We start from the raw sequence: 22,157 nt of genomic DNA, 5'->3' as shown, positions 1-22,157 counted from the left end.
TCATGCCGAATTTTCGCTACCGCGCCCTGACCCAAACTGGCGAAATCGTCAACGGAACGTTGTCGGCTCCAACCGCTGCGGAGGTCGCGCGGCGAATTGAATACCTGAAGTTGCTGCCGATCGAAACGGTTGAGGACAAGCGCTCATCGACTGGATCACGCGGGACGTTCGGCTTTCTCAGCCGGCCGAGCGCCGCCGAGATCACGACATTCACCCGGGATCTGGCGCTGCTTTTGAAGGCGGGTGCACGTCTTGACGATGCACTCGAACTCCTTGCAAGCGACGCCGATGTAGGCAGGCTTCGACCCATCGTCGCAAAGTTGCGAACGGCACTGTTGAGCGGGGAGAGCTTCGCGGACGCAGTTGAGGGATATCCTGAGCTGTTTCCGGTGATGTATGGCGCACTGGTTCGGGTTGGGGAAGTTTCTGGAACTCTTGACCAAGTGCTGGAAATGCTGGGAGCGGAGCGGGCGCGTTCCGAAGCCATGCGTCGCAAGCTGGTCGATGCGATGCAGTATCCGATATTCGTTCTGATCGCATCCGCTTGCGTGATGCTATTCTTTATCCTGTTCGTGCTACCGCAATTCTCGTCGGTTCTTCAGGACTTCGGGACAAAGTCTGATACCGCGCTCAGCGCCTTCATCAAGTTGTCGGATTTCTTGCGGGCGAATGCGACCGAGATGTTATTGGGCTCCGCGGCCGTTATCGCTGCTCTATGGTGGTTGCTTCGGCGTCCGGGAACAGGAAGTGCTATCGCATCGGCGATCTCGCGCGTTCCCGGGATTGCGACCATCTTTCAGTTCTATCGCACCAGTCTCTTCTGCCGGAATTTGGGTGTTCTACTGGGCAGCGGAGTGAGCCTTACGGCAACGCTGCGCATCCTGATGGACATCATGTCGGTCACCGGCGATGTGGAGGCGTGGGCGGCTGCGGCCGATCGCGTGCGCCATGGAGGCAAGCTGTCCGAAGCATTGGCAGCGGGAAACTGCTTGCCGCCAATGGCGGTACGCATGCTGCGGTTAGGTGAAGAAACCGGGCAGCTTCCCTCGCTCTCAGGTCGTGTCGCGGAGTTCTATGAGGCGAAGCTACAACGCAGCCTCGATCGGATCGTCGCGGTCATCGGGCCGCTCGCCATCATCACCATCAGTACGGTCGTCGGAGGACTGATTGTTTCAGTCATGACCGCATTGCTTTCAGTCACCCAGCTCGTCGGCTAGATCAAAGGTTGGTTCACTATGACGTTGGTCAAACGTATCAAGGCTATTCTCGTTAGTCAGAAGGGTTCGCAAGAGAGCCGGGAAGGCGAAGAGGGGTTTACTCTGGTCGAAATGCTGGTGGTGATCACCATCATCGGCCTCATCATGGGTCTGATTGGCCCAAGAGTTTTGAATTCCCTCAGCGAGTCGAAGGTCAAGGCAGCGAAAATCCAGATGCAGAGTTTCGCCGGAGCGCTCGATCTCTTCTATCTGGATGCGGGCCGGTATCCTTCCACATCGGAAGGTCTTGATGCGTTGGTGCACCGAACCGCCGGCTCAGCGGCGTGGAACGGGCCGTACCTGAAGGGTTCCTCAGTTCCGAACGACCCCTGGAACAATCCTTACGTCTATCGCTCCCCCGCCGAGCATGGTCCTTACGACATCATGTCCCACGGATCAGACGGTCAGGACGGAGGAAGCGGAGCTGCCGCTGATATCTCACTCGATAAGCTGACCAGTGCGAAGAATGATTAACGAGGCACAACGCGGCTTCACCTTGCTTGAGATGGTCTGTGTATTGGCCATCATAGGCTTGTTGTCAGCCGTGTTGCTGCCATTCATTCCCCACAACACGTCGCGCTCACGTCTCCAGGCCTATGCTCTGCAGGCTGCGACATTGCTGAAGGCGGATCGCAATGCCGCGATCCGGCGCGGGACCGATGTGGCGACGCTGGTCGATCCCGCAGCGCGCGTGATCGTCTCAGGGGCAGGTAAAAACAGCATTCATGTTCCGGATGATGTCCACTTTGATGCCACGTTACCGAAGACGTGTAATCAAAGGCCGGCGTTTTCGACCATCAGCTTTTTTGCCAACGGAATGTCATGTGGCGGCTCCATTGCGCTGACTCGCTTCGATACGGGTTACGAAGTGCGCGTCAACTGGTTCACAGGAAGGGTCGAAATTGTTCCGCGTACCGCCGCAAGCCACTGATCGTAGCGACGCAGGATTCACCATCGTTGAGGTCCTGATTGCGCTGGCCGTTGTCGCGATTTCCGTTGTGGCGATCGGATCTGTCATGTCCACCAACGTGCGCGGCGTTGTTTCGCTCGAGCGGCACGTCGCATTGATGCAGACAACGCGGATGATTATGACGACCAAAATTCCGCCGCGTTCAGCACTTGCGCCTGGCACGATATCAGGTGAGGAGGGCGGCTACCGTTGGACGATCGATATTGGTCCTTTGGCCGGGGATGAAGACGATAAGAAAACCGATGCCAAGTGGATTCCGGAACTGGTCAGAGTGCGCGTGCGCTCGCCCTTTGGCGCGGTCTCGGATCTGCGCACCGTCCGGTTAATCGAGCGGCCCTCACAATGAGTGAAAGTACGGCACGACAACGCGAGAATGAGCGTGGCTTCACATTGATCGAGACGCTGGTAGCGTTGGCGTTGACCGGCCTTGTGTTGTCAGCATTGGCCAGCATCACCGCGCAATGGCTTCCAAATTGGAATCGGGGCGTTGACCGTATTCAACACACTGAGACCATTGGAATTGCGCTGCAACGGATCGCCGCCGATCTTGCGTCCGCTGAGTATGTTGCACCAGATCGCGATCGTAAAAAGCCTCTGTTTGACGGTTCTGAATTGTCGGTGACGTTCGTACGGGCTGCCTTAGGCCCGAATGTTGGCCCAGGTTTGGATGTGGTCCGGCTCGGTGAGACAACCGACCACGGTGATCTCGTGACGGTGCGCTCGCGCGCATCATTCCGTCCTTTTCCGCCACAGTCGTCACTGACTGAACAGTTGCATTTCAGTGATCAGGTTCTTCTGCTTCGCCCTCCATATCGCCTGTCCTTCGCTTATGCAGGGCAGGATATGGTCTGGCGCTCAACGTGGCGCGATGCGAAACAGTTGCCAGCAGCCATCAGGTTGACTGTTCGCGATGCTGCAAGCGAGCGCGTCCTATCGGTATCGACGGTCACACCGGTGCATGTCCAGGTGTCTGCCGAGTGCATGCAATCGCCGAAGGAATGCAGCGACAAGGCTGATGACACCAAGAGTCAAAATGGTGGACAGAGCGGTGGATCCGCCAACGGCGAGGATACGCAATAATGTGTGTCCGCCCGACAGCTCTGGCATCTTCCGAGCGCGGTTTCGTGCTCGTTGCCGTGCTTTGGATTCTGATGGCGTTGTCCGCGTTGACCGTCATCTTTTCGCTATATCTATCCAACTCGGCTCAGGCGCTTGCCGTGAATGACTCCAGCCTGCAAGTCGAAGCCCTTGTGTCCGCCGGCGTTGAGCTGACGGCCCATCGCCTACTGACTGCGGATGAAAAGGAACGACCAGGGCGAGGGGAGTTCCATTTTGGCCTCAATGGGGCGGATGCCGTGGTCTCGTTTTCATCTGAGACCGCTCGCATCGATCTGAACTATGCCTCGAAAGACACGCTGGCAGGTCTTTTCGCGACTCTCGGCGCAAACGAAAATGCAGCAAAAGAATATGCGGATCGCATCGTCGGATGGAGGACGCTCCCCACGCCCGGTTCCACAAACGATGAAACCGCGCTCTATAGCGCCGCTGGTCTGACCTATTCACCGCGGCAAGCGCTCTTTGTGCATGTGAATGAATTGGGCCTCGTGCTCGGAATCCCACCTGCATTGGTCGAGCGTGCATTGCCATTCGTTACGATTTTCAATGGCTCTCCGAGCGTGGACGTGAAGATTGCTTCACCCGAAGTTGTGGCTGCGCAGTTGGGGAACTCCTCGACCAGTCTCAACAATGCGGCAAGTAATGCTTCATCGTTAGCCGCCGGACCTAATGATAATGCACCCAATGATAGTGCAGGAACACCAAACCCTGGTGCGCCATCTCCAACTGGAGCGTCATCTCCCAAGAGTGGCGCCTTTCGCGCGTCGGTCCAGGTCAAGTTGAGAGATGGTCGCCGGCTGACATCCGAGGTTGTTTTTGTGCTGGGGGGCGAGGGTGTTCCTTATCGGGTGTTGTCTTGGCAAGATGAGGTCACGTCGGGGCAGCATCAACGAAGGTGGGCAAGGTCGCAATGACAGTTATTTCCGACATCAAGGAGTTATTCGGCGACTGGATTGCGGCCGTTGCACGTGCTGTCGACATCGTTGTGGGGCGATACGCTCGGGCACAACTCGTGATGATCGAGGAAGACACGGACGGGACGTTCACGATCAAGGCGCAGCGAACCAAAAAGGGAATCTCGCTACCGGACGTCAAATTGGGTGTCACTGGTGGACCGCTTACCCCTCAGCTCTCGGAGGACTGGCAAAATGTAATTCGCGGCGGCCGCCTTGAAGTTGTGCTGTCGTCACAACATGTCATGGCGCGGGCGTTGGACTTTCCGAAGCAGGCGGCAGATTTTCTCGATGGCATGATCCGTTCGCAAATCGATCGTCTCACACCGTGGACAGCGAATGACGCCGCATTTGGATGGAGCCTGCTTTCCGACGCAGCCAGCGATCGCATCGAGGTCGCCCTGGTTGCGACGTCGAAAGATAAAATTCAACCTCTGACTCAGCTTGCGACAAATCTTGGAGCTTCATCGATTGGGGTATTCACCCTGTTTTCTGCTGTTGAAGGTGCTGCACCACGAGTCAAGCTGTTTGAAAAATCGCTGCAGGGCTCGATCGGGCACACTTTAAGTGTTCCAACGGTTTTGCTAGGGACCCTGCTGGCAAGTGGCGCTGCAGCGGCAGTCGCATTGCTTGTCTCGGCATATCTTGGAGATGCGCTGGATTCTGAACAACAACAGCTGCAACGCCAGATATCTCAGAGGCGGGCTGCGCTGCGTCTCAATTCCGATTCCAGCGGGGGATCTGGTTTTGGTTTGCTTGCAAAGCGCAAGCAGGAGAGCCCCTCGAGTGTGATGGTGCTTGAAGCGATCTCAAAAATTTTGCCAGACACAACATATGTGACCGAGCTGCGAATTGAAGGTGACAAAGTCCAGGTTGTTGGACTGACACAGGATGCGCCATCGCTGATCCGGCTGATCGAGCAGTCGCCGCAATTTACCCGCGCGACGTTTTTCGCGCCGACGACACGCGCGCAGAACGACCCGGGAGAGCGATTCCATATTGAAGCGCACATCACCGCTTATTTTGGATCAGGCACATGACCGTAATTGCGACCTTGCGAAAGACGCTCTCCGACTCGCCGCCGCTTGCCGCTTTCGCATATGCCGGCTTGGTGGTGGCATTGGTGTTCATTGTGGTGACGTCAGTAGCGGATATTCTTGCCCGGCGCGCCGAAGTTGGATCGGCCGAGGCCATGCTCGCGCAATTGGATGGGCGTAGATCGGCGGCAGCGCGACCTTCATCAGGTGATGTATCGATCCCGTCGGGCTCGGCTTTCCTCGAAGGAGACACATTGACCATCGCAGGAGCCGCATTGCTTCAACGAGTCGACGGTGCCGTCACAAAGCTCGGTGGCGACGTGCTGTCATCTCAGGTGGATTTAAAAGGAAATCAATCGAAAGCTGGCTTTATCAGCATGATTGCAAGCTGCGAGATTGGCCAGGTGGAATTGCAGAAGCTTTTATACGATCTTGAAGCTGGAATGCCTTTCCTGTTTGTGGATCAGCTGGTCGTTGAATCAACGACCTCATCGACGTCTGGTGAAGGAAAATTGCGAGTTCTGCTCGCAGTCTCTGGACAATGGCGGAGCAGCAAGTGACCTGGAAAGCTTTGATCCCGACCCTTCTGTTGCTGTTTTTCGCGCAAGGCGTGGCCGCGCTTCCGTCTAGCGATGCCCTGGATGCTGACGTCGTTGATGATCCGCCGACAAGCCGGCCGGTTCAGACACCATCCGATTCGCAAGTGAGAAATCCGGCAAACGCTGGAATGCCTCAAGCAAAGGGGCCTGCAAAAGAGCGAGTTCCGAGCGCCAATCCGCTTTGGGCTATTCCGCTGAGCCAGTTATCGGAAACGCGAGACAGGCCGATATTCACAGTCTCGCGCCGTCCTCCAGCACCGCCCGCTGCAGCCAAGCCAGTGGCCGCGAAAGCATCGCCGCCCAAGATGCCGGAACGTCCACAGCTGTCTCTGGTCGGTACGATTGCCAGCGGCGAGGAGGGGTTCGGCATTTTCCTCGACCAAGCCACGAAGGCCGCGCTTCGGCTGAAAGTGGGCGAAGATCACCACGGCTGGAAACTGCAGTCGATACGTGGCCGGGAAGTGACTCTGGAAAAAGATCAGCAGACATCTGTTCTGAGTTTACCAGCGCCGGTGGGAGAGGAGGGGATCGTGCATCCCGTATCACTACCCGTATGGTTTGAGGGCCAGCGCAAATAGGAGGCCAATCGCGAGAAATGGGCCGAACGGCATGGCCGTTTGACCAGTCATTGTTCGTCCAGTGAGCCGCATTATTCCGGCGAAGAGTAGGGCCGTCAGTGAAGCGACGAGCAGGAAAACGGGGATGCCGTTGAATCCGATCCAGATTCCAGCAGCGCCAATGAATTTGACGTCCCCCAGTCCTAGGCCGCGAATCTTTCGCAGCGAGAAGTAAAATCGCTGTAACAGCCAGAATACTCCGCCAATAACGATGCCCTCGCATAGAGCTTGTGCGCAGCCGAGCAAGCCATCGCTGGTTGCAGCTTTCGTGACTCCAAGTCCAGCGATCGACAGATTTAGCCAGTCCGGAATGATTCCGTGACGGATGTCGATGGCCGCGAGAGCGCAGCACAGCGCAAAGAGCAAAGTGAAGAAGATGAAAAACTCGTTATCGAAAGGCATGCAAATCTGCTCTGAGATCCCTGCGTTTTTCGTTATCTGATTTCTCGTTCCGGAAAAATGCTCTCGCCGAAATAGTTTAGTGCGTTAGAGACGATGCTTGAGAACATTCGTTTGGCGTGAAATTTCTTTGTTAAGTCGGAAAACGATACATCAACGTCAACTCGTCACAAAACCGCAAACCAATCCGACAATATTACCTTCTTAGTATCTTTCTAAATCTCGCCTAGGGTTCAAGAGTATGATCGATCTTTCGGTCGGTGGCGTTTCTCGCGTATCGCCGCGAATGAATAGGTCACTGACGAGTTTTGCACGCCGTTATGGATTCGCGAGCATTCGCTCTCTGTGTCTTGCGCTTGCGTTGTCGGCCGGTCACGCGATGGCGTCACCGCTGGATGAATCCGCAGAGCGCTATCGTCCCTACATGGTGGAGGGGATCGGTCAGGCGTTAAATGGTGCGCGCGATTTGAAGCAGCGCATCGCTGAGTCCGATCTTGCCGGAGCCAAGAAAGCGTGGCTTTCGGCGCGCGCAGGCTGGGAGCGTTCGGAAGTCTTCACCGCCGGCTTTGTTCCAGAACTCGACCAAAAAATCGACGCGTGGCCTGATGCCACAACCGGTTTCCATGCGATTGAAGCGAAGATATTCGGTTCGGGCCGGCTCGATGCTGGGAATGAAGCGGATGCGCTCGTTGGCAACTTGGATGACTTGCATTCCAAACTTCACAGCATGGAGCTGAAACCCCAAGGACTCTTGGATGGTCTCGTGCGGCTGGCTTACGAGGTTGGTGAAAGCAAAGCGGACGGCGGCGAGTCGCGCATCAGCGGAACGTCGCTCGATGACATGCGCAACAACGTATCGGGAATCGATTTCGCTTACCGGACAATTTTTGCTGAGGCGCTGGAAGCTTCGGATCGAAATCTCGCAAATAAGATTGATCAAAAGATCAAATCACTTTCCGAGATTCTGGATGTTCGGGAGCTGCGTGCGGTGAATATCCCGAAGCTGCGTGAAGTCAGCGAAGATCTGGTGGTGGCGCTGCAGGCTGCCGCGCCGAAGCTTGGTTTGGGACGTCCGACGCTCGAGGCGTCAACCCGATGAGATTATTACGTCCATGGTTCGCCATTGTTCTCGCGTGCCTTACGAGTGGATCGATTGTGCGCGTCGCGGCGTTTCCCGTTGACGGGGATCAGACGACGCTGCCTCGTTCCACAGAGCTGAATGAAGATGCTCTGCAAACCCCGCGAGAAGTGTTTCGGTCGGAAAGTATCGGTGGCCGAAAATCCTACATGGTCAATCTGGGCAACCTCGCCTTCAGTTCACCCTCATTATTCGGCGGTCCCGCGCGTCAGGCCGGAATGAGTTGCGAGACGTGTCACGTCAGCGGAGCCTCGAATCCCAAGCTTTTTGTTCCGAAGATGTCGGTTCATCCTGGGACATTCGATACGACGGGGCCATTGTTCAACCCGAAGGCCGATAATCAGGCACTCGATGCAGTAAGGATTCCCAGTTTACGTGGCGCGCGATATCTTGCGCCATACGGTAACGATGGTCGAACCGCGTCTCTTCGAGAGTTCGTACGAAATGTGATCGTGGATGAGTTCGCGGGTCCCGAACCGTCTCCCGCGATTCTCGATGCGCTGGTCGCTTACATCAACGACATCGATTTCCTTCCAAACCCGAGCTTGGGGCCGGGTGGCCACCTTGTTGGGAAGATTAGTGACGCGGAACGTCGCGGTGAGGCACTGTTTGCAAAGCCGTTTCCGAATCAGCCGTCAATGAGTTGCGCGGGTTGTCACATTCCGTCGGCCGGATTTGTTGACCATCAGCAACACGACGTTGGTTCGGGAGGTCTCTATAAGACGCCGACATTGCGGAATGCTGACTTCAACGCTCCATATTTTCATGACGGCCGTTATCGCAGCTACGACGAGGTCGTTGCACATTTTGATCGCGCTTTCAGTCTTGGTCTTTCCGCGCAGGACGCGAAGGATCTTGTCGCATACCTGACGGCAGTTGGGGATGGAATGCAGCCCTACGAAGTTGACGGGGTTGGTACTGTTCTCAAGGAGATCAACGACTTCGCGACGGTTTTGGACACAGCGATTCCGGCGAAGGACAAGGCAACCGTATCGCTGACAGTCGATACAATTGGCGGCGAATTGCGCGAATTGACCGAGCGCTATCCCGATCGGAAAAATACCAGCGTATCCGGCGGTGAGAGCGAGCGCATGCTCGCTCGCTCTGCTTTGAAGGAGCTTGTTTTAACGCTGCGTCGTATTGATATTGCTTCCAACGAGGATCGCTTCCCCGACGCGGCAGCTGAGTATAAAAACTATCGATACCTGATGGCGGCAGCAGTCCCGTCTTTGCTGGCCAGAGCACAGCCGTGGTCTCTGTTCAATCCGTCAGTGCACGATGCGCACTACGCGGCGTTTCGTCAGGTTCTCCAGGCCAAGTAATTCGATCGCTGAAGACGTTGTTGTTCGGCTTCGCATTAATACATCGTATTACGATAAATTTGTAATCGCCTGATGTGAGATCAAGCGAATCAATCAAGGTCATCCCCGCGACTCACATGAGCATCGTCGCGCAATAACAGCGCGTGACACACTGTGACATCACGGGTTGCTCAACGTGAGCGAGAATAAAACAACTTGAGATGTTGGCGATTGAGTGCGCGTGAAGAATTTATCGCGGCGTTTGCTTCACATTCTTCTGTTTTCATAAGTGCGATACGCGCGCGTCACGAACTGCGACTAAAGCAGTACGTGTTAACTTCAAATGGGGTCAACGATGCAAACGACTAAATATCTGAACAATGGATGGCGCGCTACGACAGCGTTGTGCGTCATAACGTCGCTTCTTATGTCGACAGCAAGCTTCGCTGCTGAAGCTGGACGCAGCAACTGGGATACGCGCGCGCATCCCAATCCTTATCTGAACAAGGGCGTCCAGCCCGACGCTCTTAAGCTTCAGTTGAATGCTGCGGCGGTGAAGAAGAATCCGGCCGACTCGCTCAAGACGGAAAGCCCGATCAAGCATGTGATCGTTCTGATCGGTGAAAACCGCGGTCTGGATCACACGTTCGGTGTGTACACGCCGAAGGGCAAGAAGCAGACGATTTCGAACCTTCTCTCGAAGGGAATCGTCAATGCGGATGGCTCGCCAGGCCCGAACTACGCACTGGCGCAGCAGTTCTCGGTTGCGGCGCAGACCAGCTACTATATCGGCGCACCGCAAAACGCGAAGTTTCCTTACAGTGCTTCCAGCGTGATGCCGCAGCCGAACACCGGCGGTACCCCGACATCGCAGAGTGACATCTCTCCCCCCTTCAAGACGATCGCTGAAGCGAGCGTTGAGAAGGATATGAACCCGGCTGATCTCGACATCGCGACGACCGGTGCGAGCGGTCTTGCAAACAATGTCCTGGATACTCGCGTTCCTGGTGCTGGATCTCTGGCCGGTCCGTTCCCATTGCAGGGCCCGCAGCTCAGCGATGACGACTACACCGGCGATACCTCGCATCGCTTCTACTCGGATTGGCAGCAGGACGATTGCAGCGTCGCCAATGTGACGAAGGACGACAACGCCGGCTGTAAGATGGATCTGTTCCCATTCGTCATGGCAACCAACTCGCCATCGAGCGCTGGTAACTCCATGGGCTTCTACAATGCAACGCAGGAACAGGCTCCGATCCTGAAGATGCTTGCTGACCGCTTTACGTTGAGCGACAACTTCCATCAGTCGTTCCACGGCGGCACGGGCGCCAATCACTTCATGCTTGGCACCGGTGATGCAGCCTATTGGACGGATGGACACGGCAATCCTGCGGTGCCTCCTGCCAGCCTGATCGCGAATCCAAATCCGAAGCCCGGTATCAACAACAAGTACACGGTCGACGGCAACTTCAGCGAATGTGCGGATATCTTCCAACCCGGCGTGCAGCCGATTGTGAACTATCTCTCGAATTTGAAGTATGCAGCGGAGCCGAACTGTCAGCATAACCACTATTACATGCTGAACAACACCAACCCGGGCTATCTCCCGAACGGTGCTCTGTCTGGCGGCAACAACCTTCCGCCGTCGCCTGTCCGTACCATCGGCGATGCTCTGATGGATAAGGACATCTCATGGGCCTACTATGGTGGCGCTTATAACGCTGCTGTCGCCCTGTCGAACGCGGCTGTTGCCAAGAATCCGACCAATCCGGATCTGAGCGCTGCTGCAGTTGCTGATCCGGCGAATGCGGTGGGTGTGGCTTATTGCCAGATCTGCAATCCGTTCCAGTACGCAACCTCGATCATGGCTGACCCGGCGATCCGGACGGCTCACATCAAGGATACGTCTGACCTGATCCAATCGATCCAGGACAACACCTTGCCAGCGGTTTCGTTCGGCAAGCCTGACGGTATCCTCGATGGCCATCCGGCGAGCTCGAAGGTCGACTTGTTCGAAGCCTACGTGCTCAACGTTCTCGGCGCACTCGATGCTAATCCGACGCTGAAGGCTGAAACCGCGGTGTTCGTCACCTGGGACGAGGCCGGCGGCTACTTCGACTCGGGCTACATCCAGTCGATCGACTACTTTGGCGACGGACCGCGTATCCCGCTGCTGATCCTCTCGCCGTATTCGACCGGCGGTCAGGTCCATCACGGCTACGCCGATCATGTTTCGATCCTGAAGTTCATTGAGCATAACTGGAGTCTCGCGCCGCTGACCGCTCGCAGCCGCGACAACCTTCCGAACCCGACTGTCAAGAAGGCCAATCCGTACGTGCCGACCAACAGCCCGGCGCTCTCGGATCTGTTCGATGCATTCGACTTCGACAAAGCAGTTGTTCAGAACTACACCGAGTAACGACGCAATAGATCATGGGCTCGAATCTTGAGTATTTGCGTCTTGCGTCCATGATCTTGAATTGAGCGACAGCGCCGATCCGGCTTCCTGCCTGGTCGGCGCTGTTCTTTTCAAAAAATAGGATTTTGGTGTGGCGATGAAGTTGTCGGCAATTCTAGGCGTCGCACGCTGCTTTCTGACATTTGCAATGATTGTGTGTGGAAGCACGGTGGCAGGCGCCCAACAATTCTCGGCCGAGTTCACCGAAACGGATGCCAGTCAGGCTACGACGTCCGCGCCGACGTCGTCCGGAAAAATCTATATCTCCAATGGCAAAGTTCGCATTGAAGCATCTCGCTTCCCAGGCGATTACTTTTTGGTCGATGGCGAGAAGGGGACAGCATACCTCGTCAAGCCGTCCAGCCGCATCTTCATGGAGGCACGACAGTCAACCCCGTTAACACGGCTATTGGTTGGCGTTGAACCGGATAATCCATGCAGCAAATGGCAGCGGATGGCAATTGCTGCCGGAGCTACAGAACAGGGTGATCACTGGCACTGCGAGCGGATCGGCGACGAGAGAATTGGTATTCGCTCTGCTGTTGGATACCGAGCCCAGTCCTCTGGGCAGGACCTCGTGGGATGGATCGATGCTGGCTTGAGGTTTCCTTTGAAGATTCAGGCAGAAAAGCTTGCGACATTCGTTCTTTCAAATGTCCAGGAAGGATCGCAACCTGAAGATCTGTTTGAGATTCCTGCAAATTACAGGAAGTTTGATCCACGCGATCTTATCGAACGCATTAAGCACAGCGACGTATGGGTTGAAGCGCCGAAGCCTTGATACGAACCGCCGGGCCCGCAAAAGCGTCTTTTCGGAGCCGATCTGTTTGTCGCCAGGAAAGAGGGCTGCCGCTCCTTGAGCGCAACCCTTGCTGCTCTGATGCGCAGCATCGCGACCCTTGGTAGGCGCATCTCCGGGATTGCTGCGGGCGGCGTGGGCAGGGCTGCTACATCATCACGCATCCAGATGAAAGAATTGGCGCAAGCTGCTGACCTGTTCTAGGCTCGGTCATTCGATTGTCTGGGCTAAGGGAACTAAGGTCATTCCGCAGCGGTTTGTCACCCATCCGCATATTTAGTGAACCACGCCATGTCGACGCCAAAAGAGGTCGAGATCAAACTCGAATTGCCGGGGGAACTGACGAAACTTCCGCTTTCGAGCAATGACAACGACCCTGCCCAAAGCGAGGATCTCACCTCGGTTTATTTCGATACGGATCGGCTCAAGTTGCACAAGCACGGCGTGACATTGCGTGTGCGACGCATCGGCGATCACTATGTGCAGACTATCAAGGCGTCGAACGGCGAATTGTTTGAACGTGGCGAATGGGAGACCGAAATCACTGGGGATCGCCCCGATTTGGATGCGGCGAGAGGTACCGCGCTGCAACCCTTCATCGATGAAGATTTTCAGAACGAATTACGCCCTGTCTTTGAGACGCGCGTTCGACGCAGCACCTATCCGCTTGTAACTAAAGACTACGAGATCACGTTATCGATCGATCATGGTTCTATCGACACGGGCAAGAACACGATTGCGTTTGATGAGGCCGAACTGGAACTTAAGCGAGGGAGCAGGGCTCACTTGTTCAAAATCGCTCGTTCGCTATCGCGTTCCGCGCATGCGGATCTGGCAGTCAAGAGCAAGTCTCAGCGCGGGTATGAGTTGCTGGACGGCTTTAAAGCTGCGGTTGAGAAAACCGACAGTGTTACGATTGAAGCCGGGATGACCACATCAGATGCGTTTCGGCTTGTTGCCAATGCGTGTCTCAAACAAATCGTTGCAAACAAGCCCGCGGTTCTTGCTTCAGACCCTGAGGGAATTCACCAGATGCGCGTCGGTTTGCGCCGCTTGCGCACGGCGATGTCGCTTTTCTCAGATATCATTCCCGGAAAGAAGACGGATGACATCAAGATCGAGCTGAAATGGCTGACAGGAGAGCTCAGTCCTTCGCGCGAGTTGGATGTCTTTTTGACCGAGGTTGTTCATCCACTTGAAGACTCTGCCCATTCGGCGGAGCTGCGACCATTAACCGGCGAGCTCGCAAAGCGGCGTGATGTTGCTCTTGAGCGGGTAAAGTCGGCGGTTCATTCTCAGCGGTTTCGCAAACTCACACTGAATGTTGCCGAGTGGCTTGAAATTGGACGCTGGCGCAGGCCGCAAGATATGCTGTTGCGTCAACGCTGCGAGGAGCCAGTTGAGGTGGCGATGGTCGCGCAGTTGAATCGGCGATGGCGGAAAATCCGTAAACGCGGACGCCGTTTGCTTGAACTCGACACCAGACAGCGACACAAGTTGCGGATTCAGGCCAAGAAAATACGCTACGCGTCAGAATTCTTTGAAACGCTATTTCCGGAAAAAAAGATGCGTAAACGCCGGCGGAAATTTGTTGCAGCGGTCAAGGATATCCAGACATGTCTCGGTGATCTCAATGACATCTCCGTGCACATATCGCGGTCAAAAGAGATCGCTGCTGAAATGTCAGAAGCAACATTCGCGGCTGGGTTGGTGATAGGTCACGAGGAGGCGCGCGAGACGACGGTTCTCGTTGCGGCTGCGCAGGCCCATAAAACCTTCAGCAATGCGCGGCCTTACTGGAAATGAGATAGGGCCTCAATTTAGGCGAGGCTGTTACCGATTCTCTAAATAGAGAGCAGCGATCGTTATTGGGCGGTCAACTGGGTAGAATGCGCCGCGGTCGCTGCAAAAATTGCCGGGTCGGGTGATGAATTATCCGGTGCATTGAGGAAATGTCCCAAGATTCCAGGCGTTTGCAGCTTGGCATAGGGCCTGCAAGGGGTGTGGCAGGCTAATGCTTGCTGGGGCTTCTCGCTATGTCATCGACCATCGGATCTTATCCTTCTTCGTTGTGGAATTCTGGATGGAGTAAATATGCGGCTGCGGCCGCACAGCCGAGTTTGGTGCAGTACATGGGGGACGAGGAGAGCGCGTCTTCGGACTCTTCGTCAGCCACGAACGTGACGCTGTCTGATAAGGCGAAAGCCCATATGGCCCACGCGGCCCATATGGCCAAGATGGCTGCAGACGTTGCGGATCCAAGTGCGTCGGCCGCCACAAGCGATTCGTCGGCCGCTTCTGATGGGAAGGAAGAGGCGGACACTGCGTCTTCGTCTTCATCTTCATCTTCATCTTCATCTTCAGCGGCAGATGCGTCTGACGCGGCAAAGGCCGCTGATTCATCAGACGATGCGGATGCGTCGTCAGATCCGCTCGATACCATTCGTGCCTGGTTCGACGATCAGTATGACAAGCTCGGCATTTCCTCCGCCATGCTGGACGGGCAGGTTGCGGTTGATCTGAGCGGCCAGAGCAGAGATGTTTTATCTCAAGTTGCATCGAGTACAGATGGTCGTTTCAGTGACGACGAGAAGGCAGCCGCTGCCGCTGAATTGACCTCGCGGTTTGATAAGTCAATGGCGTCGCATGTTGTGATTGCGCGTAACACCGGTGACTATGCGAGCCTTTATCAGGCTGCGTCCGATTATCTGGATCAGGCGAGCGATGCTGAAAAGGCAACCGACACCTGGAAGGCCCAGAAACAGGCTGTTACGGATGGGCTCTCGGCTGCAAAGGCCTCATTCGGAAAGGCGCCCGACACGGGCGACAGCAATGATCCCGTCCGCGCGTTGCTCGATCAAGCTGCGCCCAGCGCCGGTGCTATTGGCCCTGATTCCTCTACACAAGATGTCGCGGCTTATGCTCGGTCGATGCTCGACGATCAAGAAAACCGCGCCCGGGATAATGGGACGGAGTTGGTCTTTGATCCGTCCCGAAAGACTGGCCAGCTTGTCGATTTTTCCAATTTCGATAACCGCACACTGGCAACAATCGCTCTGAATCAGGACTCGTCGTTCTCAGGTGAGGAAGCCTATGCGGCTAAGACTGAACTCGAGCAGCGGACGCGCACGAACATTCTTAATACGATGAATTCATCGGGAGATAGTTCGTCAACCGGTCCGGGCGGGGTGATTCAGGGCTATCTGAACATGAGTGACGAAGAGAAGCAGGTCCTCGGCGTGACCGATGACGTCACGAACAAGCTCATCCAGAACTACAGAACCATGCTGTCGGTCCAGAGTACGCTGAATGGTGGCAGCGGTCTCGCTGCTTACCTCTAAGGCACTTGATTGACCCAGTGCTTTAAGCGCAGTCGGAGCATTTCCACGGCGCGTCTCTCTTCTGCGGAAGAGGGCGCGCTCGGATCTATCTGTACACGATGATTGATGCCCCTTCAGTAGGGGCCTTGAGCTCATCTCCTCCATGCGCATCACCAGATAACAAAGGCTTGTTCACCGCGGGATCGCTCTCTTCGGCAAGATACGAAGTGTAACTATTCATTAGGGTTTTCGGCGGCGAGCCGTTCGCCAGGCGCCCATGTTGGAAAAACCTGCGTATGAGACGCGCGTTTGAACGTCGTTCCCTTGTCATATAACGGCGTTAACACTCCCGCGCAGTGGGGTGTTCAAGGGATGCCCTGCTGAATGGCGTGTCGGTATTTCTTTATATATTTCAGTCGTTTGTTTGGACGTTTGCCAGTTAAATAATACCGCCGATGGCTGTCATATGACTGTCATTCAACCTCCATAAAAGCTCTATGCCGGACCTTTAGACAGGCGGCCTCGGGAGGCGATCGCAGACGATTGCGCACCCGCTCATAAGATGGAGAGAACCTGTGAATTTCATTAAAACAATCGTCGCTGCCGGTCTCGTGGCCGCATCGACGTCGGCTTTTGCCGCTGACATCACCGGCGCGGGAGCGACGTTCCCGTTCCCGGTCTATTCCAAGTGGGCTGACGCGTATAAGAAGGAAACCGGCAACGGTCTGAACTATCAGTCGATCGGTTCGGGCGGTGGCATCAAGCAGATCCAGGCCAAGACCGTGACTTTCGGTGCGACTGACGCGCCGCTGAAGGCTGAGCAGCTCGACAAGGATGGTCTGGCGCAGTGGCCGATGGTCATGGGCGCGATCGTCCCGGTCGTAAATCTCGAAGGCATCAACTCTGGTGAGCTCGTGCTCTCGGGTGAAGTGCTCGGCGACATCTATCTCGGTAAGATCACCAAGTGGAATGATGCCGCGATTGCCAAGCTGAATCCGAAGCTGAAGCTGCCGACGGACGCCATCACCGTCGTGCGCCGCTCGGACGGTTCGGGAACGACCTTCAACTTCACCGACTATCTGTCGAAGGCAAACGCAGAGTGGAAGACCAAGGTTGGTTCCGGTACTGCGGTTGAATGGCCCACGGGCGTTGGCGCCAAGGGCAACGAAGGTGTTGCTGGCAACATCGGCCAGACCAAGAACTCGATCGGCTATGTCGAGTACGCCTATGCGAAGCAGAACAAGCTGACCTACGCAGCGATGATCAACAAGGCCGGCAAGACTGTGCAGCCGACCGTTCCTGCATTCCAGGCCGCGGCTTCGAACGCTGACTGGGCGCATGCTCCTGGTTACTACGTCATCCTCACCGACCAGCCGGGCGACACCTCCTGGCCGATCACGGCTGCAACCTTCATCCTGATGCACAAGGCTCCGGCCGATAAGGCTGCTTCGGCTGAAGCTCTGAAGTTCTTCAAGTGGTCGTTCGAGAAGGGCGGCAAGATGGCTGAAGAGCTCGACTACATTCCGATGCCGGAAGCGGTCGTCAAGCAGATCGAAAAGACCTGGTCGGCTGACATCAAGAGCTAAGACATTTGCGGAGGAGGGGGCGACCTCTCCTCCGCTTAGTCTCCGGTGGCGGCTTCAAATAGAGTTCACTGAGCAAGGGGAATCAGCGTGGCAGAGATGGCTGTACAAAGCACTTCGATGGAAGCTGCCGGGCCCTACGACCGCGCCAAGGCGTTGAGTGCCTTCAAATTCGGGGACAAAGCATTTTACTGGACCACGCGCGCCTGCGCGATCGGTGTGCTTCTCATCCTCGGGGGCATTATTTTGTCCCTGATCGCGGGCGCGTGGCCTGCGATACAGGAGTATGGACTTTCTTTCCTGTCGACGCAGCGCTGGGCGCCGTCTGCAAATCCGCCGGTGCTTGGTGCGCTTGGACCAATTTACGGCACGCTGATCACTTCGGTTATTGCGATGTGCATCGCCATCCCGGTCGGCATTGGCATCGCGATCTTCCTCACCGAGCTTTGCCCGCAATGGCTGCGCCGTCCCATTGGCATGGCAGTTGAGCTGCTCGCAGGTATTCCATCCATCATCTACGGCATGTGGGGTTTCTTCGTGCTCGGGCCGTTCCTGGCCAACACATTCCAACCCTTTATGATCAAGATCTTCGACGGCGTTCCAGTGCTCGGATCGATCTTCGCCGGTCCGCCGTCCTACCTCAGCCTTTTCAATGCGTCGCTGATTCTCGCGATCATGGTCCTCCCGTTCATCACCGCCATTTCACGCGACGTCTTTGCCACAGTGCCTCCGGTGCTGAAGGAAGCCGCTTACGGCTTGGGTTGTACAACCTGGGAAGTCGTGCGCAGCGTCGTGATCCCTTATACGCGTGTCGGCGTGATCGGTGGTGTCATGCTGGCTCTCGGACGCGCTCTTGGCGAGACGATGGCCGTGACGTTCATCATCGGTAATTCGTTCCGCATTTCGTCTTCGATCTTCGCGCCTGGCACGACGATTTCGGCGGCGATCGCCAGCGAATTCGCCGAAAGCGACGGACTACATCAATCGGGCCTTATGTTGCTTGGCTTGCTGCTGTTCGTTTTGACGTTCTTCGTGCTCGCTGGCGCTCGCTTGATGCTGCTGCGCCTTGAGAAGAAGGCGGGAGGCTAAACTCATGAACCCGATTTACGTATCCCGCCGTCGCTCAGATATCATCGTCAGGTTTTTGTGCCTGGGTGCTGCTCTATTCGGCGTGACATGGCTCGCGCTCATCCTGTTCACGTTGTTTTACAATGGCCTTGCAGGCCTCTCGCTTCAGCTCTTCACTGAAAATACGCCGCCTCCCGGATCGACGGAAGGCGGCCTGCTGAACGCGATCGTTGGCTCGCTCATCATGACCGTGCTGGGCGTTGGCATCGGTGCACCGATCGGACTGTTCGCCGGAACTTACCTCGCCGAATACGGCAAGCACGATAAGCTCACCTCGGTGATCCGCTTCATCAACGACATTCTGTTGAGCGCGCCTTCGATCATAATCGGCTTGTTCATTTATGGTGCGGTGGTCGTGCCGATGGGCGGGTTTTCGGCGCTTGCGGGTACGCTTGCTCTTGCGGTGATTGTCATTCCAGTGGTGTTGCGTACGACGGAAGACATGTTGCGGCTGGTGCCAAATCAGCTTCGTGAAGCCGCTTCGGCGCTCGGTCTGCCACGGTCGCTCGTGATTAAGCGCATCGCATACCGTGCTGCGCGCTCCGGGCTCATCACTGGCATCCTGCTTGCAACCGCGCGCGTCGCGGGTGAAACCGCACCGCTGCTGTTCACGGCACTCAGCAACCAGTTCTTCAGCCTCGATCTGACCAAGACGATGGCTAACCTGCCGGTGACTATCAACAACTTCGTCCAAAGCCCCTATGCGTACTGGAAAGAACTCGCGTGGAGCGGCGCCTTGATCATCACCCTGACCGTACTTGCCCTTAACATTGGCGCACGCATTCTTGTCGCCGAGAGGACAGCAAAATGAGCGAGCTTTCTGTCTCCACTAGCCATTCTTCCAGCTCGGCACCGTCTATGATGGCAGCGGCGGATGCGCGTCCCAAAGTGACGGTGCGTGATCTGAACTTCTATTATGGCGAACATCACGCGCTGAAAAACATCAACCTGCTGCTGGGCGAGAACCGGGTGACGGCGTTCATCGGACCGTCGGGATGCGGAAAGTCCACGTTGTTGCGTATTTTCAACCGCATGTATGACCTGTATCCAGGCCAGCGCGCGGTCGGGCAGCTCATGCTGGACAACACCAACATTCTCGACCCGAAGCTCGACCTCAACTTGCTGCGCGCGCGCATCGGCATGGTGTTCCAGAAGCCCACGCCGTTCCCGATGACCATCTATGAGAACATCGCGTTCGGTATCCGTCTTTATGAAAAGATTTCCAAGTCCGAAATGGACGGTCGCGTTGAAGCCGCGTTGCGCGGCGGCGCGCTCTGGAACGAGGTCAAGGATAAGCTGAATGCGAGCGGCTTGAGCCTTTCGGGCGGCCAGCAGCAGCGCCTGTGCATCGCACGGACGGTCGCGGTGCGACCGGAAGTGATCCTGTTCGACGAACCTTGCTCGGCGCTCGACCCGATCTCCACCGCCAAGGTCGAAGAACTGATCCAGGAACTGAAAGAGAGTTATACGATCGCGATCGTCACGCATAACATGCAGCAGGCGGCGCGCGTGTCCGACAAGACGGCGTTCATGTATCTCGGCCAACTGATCGAGTTCGATGATACGAACAAGATCTTTACGTCGCCGACCGACAGACGGACGCAAGACTACATCACCGGCCGATTCGGCTGACGCTTATCGCGTGGAGAATTATTATGGGAACAGATCATACCGCCAAGGCGTTCGACGAAGATCTCCAGGAGCTTAACCGGCTCGTCGCAGAGATGGGTGGTTTGGCGGAACGTCAGATCGTTGATTCTGTCGACGCCCTGATCCGTCGGGACGTCGCGTTGGGCAAGCGTGTCGTTGCCGCCGATCTCGACATCGACAAGTTGCAGCATGCGATCGAAGAGCGTGCAGTTCTGACCATTGCGCGCCGTCAACCGATGGCTGTCGATCTTCGAGAGATCGTCGGTTCGCTGCGAGTTGCGACTGATCTTGAGCGCATGGGCGACTTGTCCAAGAATATCGGTAAGCGCGTCGCCGCGCTCGATAGCGATTTCCACCCGCTGAAGCTGATCCGCGGCCTCGAACATATGACCGATCTGGTACAGTCCCAGGTGAAGTCGGTGCTTGATGCTTATGCGGCGCATGACTTGCCGGCTGCCATGGCGGTCTGGAAGGGCGACGAGGAAGTCGATGCGATCTGCACCTCGTTGTTCCGTGAGTTGCTGACTTACATGATGGAAGATCCGCGCAATATCGGCTTCTGCATCCACTTGATGTTCTGCGCCAAGAACATCGAGCGGATCGGCGACCATGCGACGAATATCGCTGAGACGGTCTTCTACATGATCGAAGGTCAACAGATGGTCGATCAGCGCCCCAAAGGCGATATGACGAGTTTTGCGACAGTTGTCTCCGGCAGCTGATGAGAGGGTTTAAATTGAAGGGTCGGACATGAGCGCCCGAATTCTTGTCGTTGAGGACGAAGAAGCGTTGACCACGTTGCTTCGGTACAATCTGGATGCTGAAGGCTACGATGTCGAAACCGTTGCACGCGGTGACGACGCCGACACCAGGCTTAAGGAGCACATCCCTGATCTGATCGTGCTCGATTGGATGTTGCCTGGTTTGTCGGGGATCGAACTTTGCCGTCGTCTGCGGGCAAGACCTGAGACGAAGCAGATCCCGATCATCATGCTGACCGCGCGCGGCGAGGAAAGCGAACGGGTGAGGGGTCTTGCCACCGGAGCGGACGACTACATCGTCAAGCCATTCTCGGTGCCGGAACTCTTGGCGCGGGTGAAGGGCTTGTTGCGTCGCGCCAGCCCCGAGCGCCTTGCCACGGTTCTTGCCTTTGGTGACATCGAATTGGACCGTGACCGGCGCCGTGTGGCTCGTTCCGGCCGCCCCATCGATCTCGGACCGACCGAATACCGTCTTCTGGAGTTCTTCCTGGAACACCCGGGACGCGTTTTCAGCCGCGAGCAATTGCTCGACGGTGTTTGGGGGCGTGACATCTATATCGATGAGCGCACCGTGGACGTCCATATCGGCCGGCTCAGGAAACTTCTGAACCTAGGCCGGGAGCAGGATCCCATCCGGACCGTTCGCGGCGCCGGATATGCCTTGGACGATCGCTTCGCCAAAGCTGAGTAATCCCAACAAGATTGCTGCAGAGCAGCATTAAAGAGATGTTGCTCTGCAATCGTTGGTAGGCGCTGATAACAATTTTGTGCCGATTAGGAGCAAAATTGCACCTCGCTTTTGGGCATCTCCATGTTAACCTGACTCATGACGGGGCAATAAAAACCCAGTCGCAGGATGAATTGGGAAGGAGACCAAAATGGCCTGGAAAGCTCCAAAGATTGTTGAAGTGCCGGTGGGCATGGAAATCAACATGTATGCCTGCGCGGCGCGCAAGTAAGTCTGCGAATTTCTGCAAAAGACAATTGGTCCGGTTTGCGTTAGGGCTCGCCCGATAGGTGGAGTTCTTTCGCACCGGGCTTTGTTGTGTCTGGGTCTAGTTTCCGCAAGCCG

Annotated in this window: 23 protein-coding genes; 22 read left to right on the top strand and 1 reads right to left on the bottom strand. The window is 56.1% G+C overall.

Annotated features, from left to right (window positions below; genetic code table 11):
* Positions 1-2: 2 nt before the first annotated feature.
* From ACZ5C3_RS18240 to ACZ5C3_RS18200, 9 genes are read left to right on the top strand one after another with little or no spacing between them, the layout of a single operon-like run.
* Positions 3-1,217, top strand: coding sequence for a type II secretion system F family protein (locus ACZ5C3_RS18240; RefSeq protein WP_464031870.1), 1,215 nt, complete (start codon positions 3-5; stop codon positions 1,215-1,217).
* A gap of 18 nt (positions 1,218-1,235) precedes the next feature.
* Positions 1,236-1,730: a type II secretion system major pseudopilin GspG gene (gspG, locus tag ACZ5C3_RS18235; RefSeq protein WP_464031869.1), complete on the top strand. Its 495-nt coding sequence runs from the start codon at positions 1,236-1,238 to the stop codon at positions 1,728-1,730.
* A complete protein-coding gene (locus ACZ5C3_RS18230) occupies positions 1,723-2,187 on the top strand; it encodes a prepilin-type N-terminal cleavage/methylation domain-containing protein (protein ID WP_464031867.1) in 465 nt (154 codons plus the stop codon). The genes gspG and ACZ5C3_RS18230 overlap by 8 nt, the downstream gene beginning before the upstream one ends.
* Positions 2,159-2,572 carry a PulJ/GspJ family protein gene (locus ACZ5C3_RS18225; protein ID WP_464031866.1) on the top strand — a complete coding sequence of 138 codons (414 nt, stop codon included), beginning with the start codon at positions 2,159-2,161 and terminating at the stop codon, positions 2,570-2,572. Before ACZ5C3_RS18230 ends, ACZ5C3_RS18225 begins: the two co-directional genes overlap by 29 nt.
* Positions 2,569-3,306, top strand: coding sequence for a PulJ/GspJ family protein (locus ACZ5C3_RS18220; protein ID WP_464031864.1), 738 nt, complete (start codon positions 2,569-2,571; stop codon positions 3,304-3,306). The genes ACZ5C3_RS18225 and ACZ5C3_RS18220 overlap by 4 nt, the downstream gene beginning before the upstream one ends.
* The gene (locus ACZ5C3_RS18215; RefSeq protein ID WP_464031862.1) at positions 3,306-4,256 is read left to right on the top strand and encodes a type II secretion system minor pseudopilin; all 951 of its coding nucleotides are present in this window, start codon (positions 3,306-3,308) and stop codon (positions 4,254-4,256) included. Before ACZ5C3_RS18220 ends, ACZ5C3_RS18215 begins: the two co-directional genes overlap by 1 nt.
* A complete protein-coding gene (locus ACZ5C3_RS18210; protein WP_464031860.1) occupies positions 4,253-5,335 on the top strand; it encodes a PilN domain-containing protein in 1,083 nt (360 codons plus the stop codon). The genes ACZ5C3_RS18215 and ACZ5C3_RS18210 overlap by 4 nt, the downstream gene beginning before the upstream one ends.
* Positions 5,332-5,892, top strand: coding sequence for a type II secretion system protein GspM (gene gspM, locus ACZ5C3_RS18205; protein WP_464031858.1), 561 nt, complete (start codon positions 5,332-5,334; stop codon positions 5,890-5,892). The genes ACZ5C3_RS18210 and gspM overlap by 4 nt, the downstream gene beginning before the upstream one ends.
* Positions 5,889-6,509: a hypothetical protein gene (locus ACZ5C3_RS18200; RefSeq protein WP_464031856.1), complete on the top strand. Its 621-nt coding sequence runs from the start codon at positions 5,889-5,891 to the stop codon at positions 6,507-6,509. Before gspM ends, ACZ5C3_RS18200 begins: the two co-directional genes overlap by 4 nt.
* Here ACZ5C3_RS18200 and ACZ5C3_RS18195 read toward each other — a convergent pair.
* Complete coding sequence (locus ACZ5C3_RS18195; RefSeq protein ID WP_464031855.1) at positions 6,477-6,950, bottom strand: prepilin peptidase; 474 nt, start codon at positions 6,948-6,950, stop codon at positions 6,477-6,479. The genes ACZ5C3_RS18200 and ACZ5C3_RS18195 overlap by 33 nt on opposite strands.
* A gap of 238 nt (positions 6,951-7,188) precedes the next feature.
* On the opposite strand from ACZ5C3_RS18195, the gene ACZ5C3_RS18190 reads away from it, so the two are divergent.
* The 13 genes from ACZ5C3_RS18190 (at position 7,189) to pqqA (ending at position 22,044) form a co-directional block, all read left to right on the top strand.
* Positions 7,189-8,046 (top strand): EfeM/EfeO family lipoprotein, encoded by an 858-nt coding sequence (locus ACZ5C3_RS18190; protein ID WP_464031853.1) that lies wholly within the window; start codon positions 7,189-7,191, stop codon positions 8,044-8,046.
* Positions 8,043-9,407 (top strand): cytochrome c peroxidase, encoded by a 1,365-nt coding sequence (locus ACZ5C3_RS18185; protein WP_464044199.1) that lies wholly within the window; start codon positions 8,043-8,045, stop codon positions 9,405-9,407. The genes ACZ5C3_RS18190 and ACZ5C3_RS18185 overlap by 4 nt, the downstream gene beginning before the upstream one ends.
* 334 nt (positions 9,408-9,741) lie before the next feature.
* Positions 9,742-11,805 carry an alkaline phosphatase family protein gene (locus tag ACZ5C3_RS18180; RefSeq protein ID WP_464044198.1) on the top strand — a complete coding sequence of 688 codons (2,064 nt, stop codon included), beginning with the start codon at positions 9,742-9,744 and terminating at the stop codon, positions 11,803-11,805.
* 130 nt (positions 11,806-11,935) lie between these two features.
* Entirely contained in the window at positions 11,936-12,625 is a 690-nt protein-coding gene (locus tag ACZ5C3_RS18175; RefSeq protein ID WP_464031848.1) for a hypothetical protein, read from the top strand.
* A gap of 309 nt (positions 12,626-12,934) precedes the next feature.
* Positions 12,935-14,449, top strand: coding sequence for a CYTH and CHAD domain-containing protein (locus ACZ5C3_RS18170; RefSeq protein ID WP_464031847.1), 1,515 nt, complete (start codon positions 12,935-12,937; stop codon positions 14,447-14,449).
* Between the two features lie 230 nt (positions 14,450-14,679).
* Positions 14,680-15,984 (top strand): hypothetical protein, encoded by a 1,305-nt coding sequence (locus tag ACZ5C3_RS18165; RefSeq protein WP_464031845.1) that lies wholly within the window; start codon positions 14,680-14,682, stop codon positions 15,982-15,984.
* Between the two features lie 554 nt (positions 15,985-16,538).
* Positions 16,539-17,549 carry a phosphate ABC transporter substrate-binding protein PstS gene (pstS, locus tag ACZ5C3_RS18160; RefSeq protein ID WP_464031843.1) on the top strand — a complete coding sequence of 337 codons (1,011 nt, stop codon included), beginning with the start codon at positions 16,539-16,541 and terminating at the stop codon, positions 17,547-17,549.
* 96 nt (positions 17,550-17,645) lie between these two features.
* Positions 17,646-18,635: a phosphate ABC transporter permease subunit PstC gene (gene pstC / locus ACZ5C3_RS18155; RefSeq protein WP_464044791.1), complete on the top strand. Its 990-nt coding sequence runs from the start codon at positions 17,646-17,648 to the stop codon at positions 18,633-18,635.
* A gap of 4 nt (positions 18,636-18,639) precedes the next feature.
* Positions 18,640-19,485 (top strand): phosphate ABC transporter permease PstA, encoded by an 846-nt coding sequence (gene pstA, locus ACZ5C3_RS18150; RefSeq protein WP_464031841.1) that lies wholly within the window; start codon positions 18,640-18,642, stop codon positions 19,483-19,485.
* The gene (pstB, locus tag ACZ5C3_RS18145; RefSeq protein WP_464031839.1) at positions 19,482-20,306 is read left to right on the top strand and encodes a phosphate ABC transporter ATP-binding protein PstB; all 825 of its coding nucleotides are present in this window, start codon (positions 19,482-19,484) and stop codon (positions 20,304-20,306) included. Before pstA ends, pstB begins: the two co-directional genes overlap by 4 nt.
* A gap of 23 nt (positions 20,307-20,329) precedes the next feature.
* On the top strand, positions 20,330-21,046 hold the full coding sequence (phoU, locus tag ACZ5C3_RS18140) for a phosphate signaling complex protein PhoU (RefSeq protein WP_464031837.1): 717 nt from the start codon (positions 20,330-20,332) through the stop codon (positions 21,044-21,046).
* Positions 21,047-21,074: 28 nt separating this feature from the next.
* Complete coding sequence (phoB, locus tag ACZ5C3_RS18135; protein WP_424626874.1) at positions 21,075-21,776, top strand: phosphate regulon transcriptional regulator PhoB; 702 nt, start codon at positions 21,075-21,077, stop codon at positions 21,774-21,776.
* A 187-nt stretch (positions 21,777-21,963) separates the two neighbouring features.
* Entirely contained in the window at positions 21,964-22,044 is an 81-nt protein-coding gene (pqqA, locus tag ACZ5C3_RS18130; protein ID WP_012029362.1) for a pyrroloquinoline quinone precursor peptide PqqA, read from the top strand.
* The last annotated feature ends 113 nt before the right edge of the window (positions 22,045-22,157 follow it).

Source organism: Afipia dichlorophenoxyacetatis (genome assembly GCF_055386385.1).
The sequence above is the reverse complement of the archived record's forward strand: the minus strand, read 5'-3'. Positions and strand labels throughout refer to the sequence as shown.

What these genes read in the sequence shown, in the direction of transcription:
- pstB (WP_464031839.1), top strand. Translation starts at nt 19,482, where the DNA reads ATGAGCGAGCTTTCTGTCTCCACTAGCCATTCTTCCAGCTCGGCACCG.
- ACZ5C3_RS18210 (WP_464031860.1), top strand. Translation starts at nt 4,253, where the DNA reads ATGACAGTTATTTCCGACATCAAGGAGTTATTCGGCGACTGGATTGCG.
- ACZ5C3_RS18185 (WP_464044199.1), top strand. Translation starts at nt 8,043, where the DNA reads ATGAGATTATTACGTCCATGGTTCGCCATTGTTCTCGCGTGCCTTACG.
- ACZ5C3_RS18220 (WP_464031864.1), top strand. Translation starts at nt 2,569, where the DNA reads ATGAGTGAAAGTACGGCACGACAACGCGAGAATGAGCGTGGCTTCACA.
- pstC (WP_464044791.1), top strand. Translation starts at nt 17,646, where the DNA reads ATGGCTGTACAAAGCACTTCGATGGAAGCTGCCGGGCCCTACGACCGC.
- ACZ5C3_RS18180 (WP_464044198.1), top strand. Translation starts at nt 9,742, where the DNA reads ATGCAAACGACTAAATATCTGAACAATGGATGGCGCGCTACGACAGCG.
- phoB (WP_424626874.1), top strand. Translation starts at nt 21,075, where the DNA reads ATGAGCGCCCGAATTCTTGTCGTTGAGGACGAAGAAGCGTTGACCACG.
- phoU (WP_464031837.1), top strand. Translation starts at nt 20,330, where the DNA reads ATGGGAACAGATCATACCGCCAAGGCGTTCGACGAAGATCTCCAGGAG.
- gspG (WP_464031869.1), top strand. Translation starts at nt 1,236, where the DNA reads ATGACGTTGGTCAAACGTATCAAGGCTATTCTCGTTAGTCAGAAGGGT.
- pstA (WP_464031841.1), top strand. Translation starts at nt 18,640, where the DNA reads ATGAACCCGATTTACGTATCCCGCCGTCGCTCAGATATCATCGTCAGG.
- ACZ5C3_RS18230 (WP_464031867.1), top strand. Translation starts at nt 1,723, where the DNA reads ATGATTAACGAGGCACAACGCGGCTTCACCTTGCTTGAGATGGTCTGT.
- ACZ5C3_RS18190 (WP_464031853.1), top strand. Translation starts at nt 7,189, where the DNA reads ATGATCGATCTTTCGGTCGGTGGCGTTTCTCGCGTATCGCCGCGAATG.
- pqqA (WP_012029362.1), top strand. Translation starts at nt 21,964, where the DNA reads ATGGCCTGGAAAGCTCCAAAGATTGTTGAAGTGCCGGTGGGCATGGAA.
- ACZ5C3_RS18165 (WP_464031845.1), top strand. Translation starts at nt 14,680, where the DNA reads ATGTCATCGACCATCGGATCTTATCCTTCTTCGTTGTGGAATTCTGGA.
- ACZ5C3_RS18215 (WP_464031862.1), top strand. Translation starts at nt 3,306, where the DNA reads ATGTGTGTCCGCCCGACAGCTCTGGCATCTTCCGAGCGCGGTTTCGTG.
- ACZ5C3_RS18170 (WP_464031847.1), top strand. Translation starts at nt 12,935, where the DNA reads ATGTCGACGCCAAAAGAGGTCGAGATCAAACTCGAATTGCCGGGGGAA.
- ACZ5C3_RS18195 (WP_464031855.1), bottom strand. Translation starts at nt 6,950, where the DNA reads ATGCCTTTCGATAACGAGTTTTTCATCTTCTTCACTTTGCTCTTTGCG.
- gspM (WP_464031858.1), top strand. Translation starts at nt 5,332, where the DNA reads ATGACCGTAATTGCGACCTTGCGAAAGACGCTCTCCGACTCGCCGCCG.
- ACZ5C3_RS18240 (WP_464031870.1), top strand. Translation starts at nt 3, where the DNA reads ATGCCGAATTTTCGCTACCGCGCCCTGACCCAAACTGGCGAAATCGTC.